Source organism: Micromonospora sp. URMC 105 (genome assembly GCF_051386295.1).
Classification (GTDB): domain Bacteria; phylum Actinomycetota; class Actinomycetes; order Mycobacteriales; family Micromonosporaceae; genus Micromonospora.
Genome location: NZ_JBPQTL010000047.1, coordinates 36,575 through 43,078 on the forward strand (window position 1 = coordinate 36,575; position 6,504 = coordinate 43,078).

At 69.7% G+C, this 6,504-nt stretch carries 7 protein-coding genes and 1 other RNA gene; all 8 read right to left on the reverse strand.

The features are described from left to right. Entirely contained in the window at nucleotides 1-948 is a 948-nt protein-coding gene (locus ACSNN7_RS16920) for a hypothetical protein (protein WP_436681766.1), read from the reverse strand. A gap of 41 nt (nucleotides 949-989) precedes the next feature. Beyond that, nucleotides 990-1,466, reverse strand: a complete 477-nt coding sequence (locus ACSNN7_RS16925) for a hypothetical protein (RefSeq protein ID WP_436681767.1) — start codon at nucleotides 1,464-1,466, stop codon at nucleotides 990-992. Between the two features lie 172 nt (nucleotides 1,467-1,638). Beyond that, nucleotides 1,639-2,014: a transfer-messenger RNA gene (gene ssrA / locus ACSNN7_RS16930) on the reverse strand. A 103-nt stretch (nucleotides 2,015-2,117) separates the two neighbouring features. After that, a complete protein-coding gene (smpB, locus tag ACSNN7_RS16935) occupies nucleotides 2,118-2,597 on the reverse strand; it encodes an SsrA-binding protein SmpB (protein ID WP_334451815.1) in 480 nt (159 codons plus the stop codon). 138 nt (nucleotides 2,598-2,735) lie between these two features. Then, nucleotides 2,736-3,611: a permease-like cell division protein FtsX gene (gene ftsX, locus ACSNN7_RS16940; protein ID WP_436681768.1), complete on the reverse strand. Its 876-nt coding sequence runs from the start codon at nucleotides 3,609-3,611 to the stop codon at nucleotides 2,736-2,738. A gap of 70 nt (nucleotides 3,612-3,681) precedes the next feature. Next, the gene (ftsE, locus tag ACSNN7_RS16945; protein WP_436681769.1) at nucleotides 3,682-4,362 is read right to left on the reverse strand and encodes a cell division ATP-binding protein FtsE; all 681 of its coding nucleotides are present in this window, start codon (nucleotides 4,360-4,362) and stop codon (nucleotides 3,682-3,684) included. 118 nt (nucleotides 4,363-4,480) lie between these two features. Further along, on the reverse strand, nucleotides 4,481-5,602 hold the full coding sequence (gene prfB / locus ACSNN7_RS16950) for a peptide chain release factor 2 (protein WP_436681770.1): 1,122 nt from the start codon (nucleotides 5,600-5,602) through the stop codon (nucleotides 4,481-4,483). Between the two features lie 64 nt (nucleotides 5,603-5,666). Next, nucleotides 5,667-6,182 (reverse strand): PadR family transcriptional regulator, encoded by a 516-nt coding sequence (locus ACSNN7_RS16955; protein WP_436681771.1) that lies wholly within the window; start codon nucleotides 6,180-6,182, stop codon nucleotides 5,667-5,669. Between the last annotated feature and the right edge of the window lie 322 nt (nucleotides 6,183-6,504).

A 6,504-nucleotide genomic window follows, 5' to 3' on the forward strand; every position in this document is an offset into this window, starting at 1 on the left:
TCAGCCGGCCTGCTGGGTCAGCACCTGCCCGGTGAGCACGTCGAGCACCGGCCGGCCGCCGAGTGGCGCCTTCAGGGTGACCGTGACCGGCTCCAGCTTGAGCTGCTCGGTGCAGACACCGGTGGCGCGAACGACCCCGCCGCCGACCACCACCACGTCCGCGCGCTCCTGCACCAGCGGCGTGATCCCGGTGTCGCAGGCGCCCACCCCGAGCACGTAGGTCAGCCGTGCCCCGTCCACCCGCTCGACGTGCTGGGCGCCGACCACGCCGTCGGGACCCGGCCGGGCCGGAGCGGTCGGCTCGGGCACCGGGGTGACCGACTGCGGCGCCACCGCGACCCGGGCCACCGGGGCGGCCAACTCCTCCACGGTGAACAGCCAGGCCGGCACGTCGGCCACTCCCCGGCTGGTGCGGACCTCGGCGGTGCCGAGCTTGACCGCGGTGACGGTCAGCGGGATGCAGGCGGTGGCGACCGGGCTGGAGACGGACCCGTCCGGGCCCGGCTCGATCGTCGGGGCGGGCACCTTCGGCCGCCCCTCGCACGGCGGCGGGTCGCCCTGGTCCAGCTGCCGGTACGCCTCGGCGGCGCTGACCAGCGGCACGGTCATCGTGCCGTCGGGGAACCGGATCGTGCCGGCGGCCGGGCGGTTGGCCGGCACCTCGACCTGATCCCGGTACCAACCGGCCCGGAAGGCGACCTCCGTGTCGGCGGTGAAGTTCGGGTCGCCGACCAGGACCGTCGGGTCCTGCAGCGGCACGTACCCGGTCCGCCAGGCCGGTGCCGGGCGCCACGCCTCGGCCACCTCCGCGGCCCGCGGGTCGAACGCCTCCCACCGCTGGTCGCGGCCGGCGGCGGACGGCCCGTCGGCCGGGTCGGAACCGGCCGGCGCGCAGCCGGCCGCGGTGACCACCAGGGGCAGGCCCAGCAGGGCGAGGATTCGACGCATGGGGGTTGGACGCGGCGCAGCACCGCGCCGGTTCCCACCGGTCAGGTTTCGCCGCCCAGATCCGTCTGGTACGCCTCCCAGAGCAGGTCCGCGCCGCGCTGCCGGTGCCGGGCCAGCGCCCGCAGCAGCTCGTCGGTGCGCCGGCGCAGCTCCTCGGCACCCACTCCGGGTCGTTCGACCACGCGTTGGAGGTCGGCCAGCGCCGCGACGATGGCCGCGTGCTCGCGGGTCAGCAGCCGCACGCCGCGGTGCAGCCGGGGCGCCTGCGCGAGCACCTCCGCGTAGAGGCCGGCCGGGCCCTCGGTGATCCGGACGTGTTCGGCGAAGCCCCGGCGGACCGGGGCGAGGTGGACGATGACCCGTTCCCGCCAGCGCGGCTCTTCCGGCGGTACGGCGAGCGCCCGGGCCAGGGCGGGCAGGGCGCCTTGCGGAGCGCCGGGTGGGGTGGGCGGGCGCGCGGCGGGCGGGCGGACCGCCGGCGGGGCGACGGACGGCTGCTGGATCGGACCGGTGACCATGGGCACCTCCCGCGTTGCTGCACTACCGCATACAGCGATGGTGGACCCCTGCCGACGGCGCTGTCCAGGGGCGGGGAGCGTCTCATTCGCCCCGTGCGTCCCAATGGCCCCAGCGGCAGCCGGAGAGACGACTGTGCGCCCCCGTCCAGGTGGACCGGGGCGCACATCGAGGTGGTGGAGGTGCCGGGAATCGAACCCGGGTCCTTCGCCGGTTTGTCAGGGCTTCTCCGAGCGCAGCTCGCTATGCCTCTACTCGGCCCCACCGCTCACGCGAGCAAGTTGGTGTGACGGGCCCAGTCGCTGATTGATCTCGCCGCACGGACCCCGCGACCGGGTCCGATTGGCCAGCCTCCTAGCTGATGCCGGCGTACTGGGACGAAGGCGTTCCCAGGCCGACAGACTCACTACTCGCCTCAGGCGGCGAGAGCGAAGTCAGCGCGATTGTTCTTGGCGCTTATTGGTTTCCGACGAACGATTCTCGAGACGACGTCGGCTTCCTCGGCTCGCTTCCCCTGCCGCAACGTACGAAGTCGAAACCAGTCACCCCCTCGGTCGGCCGCCTGGTGGCGGCTTCGTCAAGAATAACGCCTGCCGCAACCGGATTCATCCCGAGGCCCCGGGCCGGATCACGACTCGGACAGAGACGACAAATCAGTCGTCCATGCCCTTGCCGCGCCGGCCGGCCACCCGGGCGATCTCCCGGTCGGCGTCCCGCTTGGCGAGGTCCTGCCGCTTGTCGTACGTCTTCTTACCCTTGGCCAGGGCGATCTCCACCTTGGCCCAGCCGTCGGAGAAGTAGACCTGCAACGGCACCATGGTCAGGCCGCCCTCGCGGGTCTTGCCGATCAGCCGGTCGATCTCCAGCCGCTTGAGCAGCAGCTTGCGGGTACGCCGCGGCTCGTGGTTGGTCCACGTGCCCTGGGTGTACTCCGGGATGTGCATGCCGTGCAGGTAGAGCTCGCCGTTGCGCTCCTGAGCGAACGCGTCGACCAGGGAGGCCCGGCCCGCCCGCAGCGACTTCACCTCGGTGCCGGTCAACGCCATGCCCGCCTCGTACGTGTCGAGGATGGCGTAGTCGTGGCGCGCCTTCTTGTTGGAGGCGACCACCTTGCGGCCCTTTTCCCGTGGCATCGGCGCCACCCCCTTTCCTTCCGGTCCACGACCGGTACGACCGGCCGCGGGGCGGGGATCATGCTACCCGAGAGACAAGGGCCCTCCCGCGCCGTTTATTCCAGCGCGGAAGGGCCCTGACCGGGAGCCGCCGGGCGACTAGACCCGCAGGTAGAAGCGGAGCGTGATCCAGCCGGTGACGGCGCTGAACAGGGCGCCGACGCCCGCCATGATCGGGAACATCAGGAAGATGTCGCCCCATGAGACCGGCGTGATCAGGCCCTCCAGCGCGGAGAGCGAGCCGCTGCCGCCGAAGTACTTGCCGAGCGCCATGAACACCAGGGCGAGGACCGAGCCGATCAGACCGGCGACCACGGCCTCCAGCACGAACGGCGCCTGGATGAACCAGTTGGAGGCACCGACGAGCTTCATGACCGCGACCTCACGCCGCTTGCTGTACGCGGCGACCTGGATGGTGTTCGCCACCAGGAGCAACGCGGCGGCGGCCATGAACACCGCGATCACCAGCGCGAAGGTCTGGATGCCGGTGAGGACGCCGAAGACCTTGTCCAGCAACCGGCTCTGGTCGACGATCTCGTCGACCCCCTCGGAGTCCTTGTACTGGTCGTAGATGCTCTTGTACTGCTCCGGGTTGACCAGCGTGAGCCGGAACGACTCGGGCAGCTGGTCCGCCTTGACGGCGTTCACCAGGTCCGGGGCGTCCTGGTACATCTCCTGGAAGCGCTTGTACGCCTCGTCCTTGTTGACGTAGAGGACCTCCTTGACCAGGGGGTCGCTCTCGAGCTTGGCTTCCAGGTCGGTGCGCTGCTGCTCGCTGACGTCGGTGGCGAGGAAGATCGAGACCTGGACGTTCTCGTAGTACAGGTCCTTCATGTCGCCGACCTTCTGGTACAGCAGACCGGCCCCGCCAAGCATGAACAGCGACACCGCCATGGTGATGATCATGGCGATGGTCATGGTGACGTTGCGCCACAGTCCGACCAGTACCTCGGACAGGACGTATTTCATCCGCATCGGGTGTTCCTCCGGCTCTCCGGCATGAGGTGTTCGTCGTCAGGGTGTACGGCAGGGGTGGAGCGCCGGCTCACCCGTAGACGCCGCGGGCCTGGTCGCGCACGATGCGGCCGCTCTCGATCTCGACGACGCGGCGGCGCATCTGGTTCACGATGTTGGAGTCGTGCGTGACCATCACGACGGTCGTGCCGGTGCGGTTGATCCGGTCCAGCAGGCGCATGATCTCGATCGAGGTGTCCGGGTCCAGGTTTCCCGTCGGCTCGTCCGCCAGCAGGATCAGCGGACGGTTCACGAACGCCCGGGCGACGGCTACCCGCTGCTGCTCACCACCGGAGAGCTCGTGCGGGTAGCGGTGCTCCTTGCCACCGAGCCCGACCAGCTCCAGCACCTCCGGCACGACCCGGCGGGCGACCGCCTTCGTCTTGCCGATCACCTCGAGAGCGAACGCCACGTTCTCGTAGGCGGTGCGGTTCGGCAGCAGCCGGAAGTCCTGGAAGACGCAGCCGATCGAGCGCCGGAAGTGGGGTCGCTTCCAGGAACGCATCGTGGTGACGTCCTTGCCGTTCACGATGACGCGACCCTTGTTGGGGCTGACCTCGTGCAGCAGCATCTTGATGATGGTGGACTTGCCGGAGCCGGATGGACCGATGAAGAAGACGAACTCGCCCTTCTCGATCGAGACGGACACGTTGTCGAGCGAAGGCCGGGACGCCTTCGGGTACGTCTTCGTCACTTGCTCAAGCTGAATCACGGGTGGTGAGTCTACGCGGTGTAACCGCTGAGCCAAGTCCTACGCCCCACCTCTGCGAGACGCGTCATCGATCGTCCCTCCTACCAGGAGATCGACGACGCGCTCCGCCCACGCTTGATCACGCAGCGTCGTTGGCGAGCTGCTGCTGCTTGCGCCAACGGATTCCGGCCTCGATGAAGCTGTCCAGCTCGCCGTCGAAGACCGAGGACGGATTGCCGGTCTCCTGCTCGGTTCGGAGATCCTTCACCATCTGATAGGGGTGCAGGACGTACGAGCGCATCTGGTCGCCCCACGAACCGGCGGCGTCCGTCTTGAGGCCCTGGAGCTTGGCCTGCTCCTCCTGCCGCTTGCGCTCCAGCAGCCGGGCCTGGAGCACCCGCAGCGCGGAGGCCTTGTTCTGCAGCTGGGACTTCTCGTTCTGGCAGGTCACCACGATGCCGGTGGGGATGTGGGTGATCCGCACCGCCGAGTCGGTGGTGTTGACGCTCTGCCCACCCGGCCCGGAGGAACGGTAGACGTCGACCCGCATCTCGTTCTCGGGGATCTCGATGCTGTCGGTCTGCTCCACCACGGGCAGCACCTCGACCCCGGCGAAGCTGGTCTGCCGGCGGCCCTGGTTGTCGAAGGGGCTGATCCGGACCAGCCGGTGGGTGCCCGACTCGACGCTGAGGGTGCCGTAGGCGTACGGGACCTTGACGGTGAAGGTGGCGGACTTCAAGCCGGCCTCCTCCGCGTACGAGGTCTCGTAGACCTCGGTCGGGTAGCCGTGCCGCTCGGCCCAGCGCAGGTACATCCGCAGCAGCATCTCGGCGAAGTCGGCGGCGTCCACGCCGCCGGCACCGGCCCGGATGGCGACCAGCGCCTCCCGGGAGTCGTACTCGCCGGAGAGCAGGGTGCGGACCTCCATCTCCTGGATGGCCTTGCGCAGCCCGCCGATTTCCGTCTCGACCTCGGCGAGCACTCCGGGGTCGGACTCGGCCTCGGCCAGCTCCAGCAGGACACCGGCGTCGTCGAGCCGGGAGCGGAGGCTGCCGAGCTTGCTGATCTCACCGTTGACGTACGAGAGCTGGGAGGTCACCTGCTGCGCCTTGGCCTGGTCGTCCCACAGGTCGGGCGCGGACGCCTGCTCCTCGAGCCGGGCCTTCTCCTCGTGCAGGCGGTCGAGGTCGAGCACGGCCTCGATGTTGCGTAGGGTGGCGTCGAGTTCCTTGAGCTGTTCGGCGTAATCGGCAGCGGTCACGACAGACAAGCGTACTGTGCGTGCGGCGGTCCGCTCACGTCACACCGCCGACCCGGGCAGATGATCAGCCGACCGGGGCGGTCTTCAGCCAGGAGAGCGCCGCCTTGTGGTAGGCCACGGCGAACTCCAACGCGCTGGCGTCGTAGTTGTCGCCCTCCTTCTTGGCGTTCTTCACCTGCTCCCGCACGTGCGCCAGGGCCTCGGTGTGGTACTCGTTGGCCGAGGCGTAGAGGTTCTTGAGCTGGCTGGCCGAGTGCAGGTTGCCGAAGGCGATCCGCAGGGCGATCGGGTTGCGGATGGTGTCCCGGCCCGGGTTCTCCGCCAACCAGCGGGAGAATGTCCGTTTCCCGCTGGCGGTGATCGCGTACGGCTGGCTCATCCGCGGCCCGGGCTTGCCCAGCCGCACGAAACCCCGCTCGGCCAGCACCGGCAACTCGCGGTAGACCTGACTGCGGGTCATCGACCAGTACGGCGCCAGTCGGCGCTCGGCGGCGGCCATCAGTTGGCCGCCTGTCATCGGGCCCTCGTGCAGCAGCCCCAGCAGGGCCGCCGCGGTGGGGTTGACTCCGGATTCCGCCATGCCCTCTAAGCTGCCACTTTGCCGTCGCAGCGTCCAGGATTTCCGGATTTGCCACCCAGGAGGATTTCCAATGTGCACTGTCGGCGGACGACAGTGCTGCCAGGACCACCGACCCCCACCGCCCGGACGGCCCCCTCCTCACCCCCGGACGGCCGCCCCCACTCCCCCACCCGGCCTCACCTGCACTTTCGGAGAAAGCGTGGCCATCCGACGCGCCATGGCCACGCTTTCTCAGAAAGTGGCGCCCGGGAGCGGGGGAAGCGGCGCCCGGGAGCGGGCGGGGCACGGGGCGGGGGGGGGGGGGGGGGGGGGGGGGGGGGGG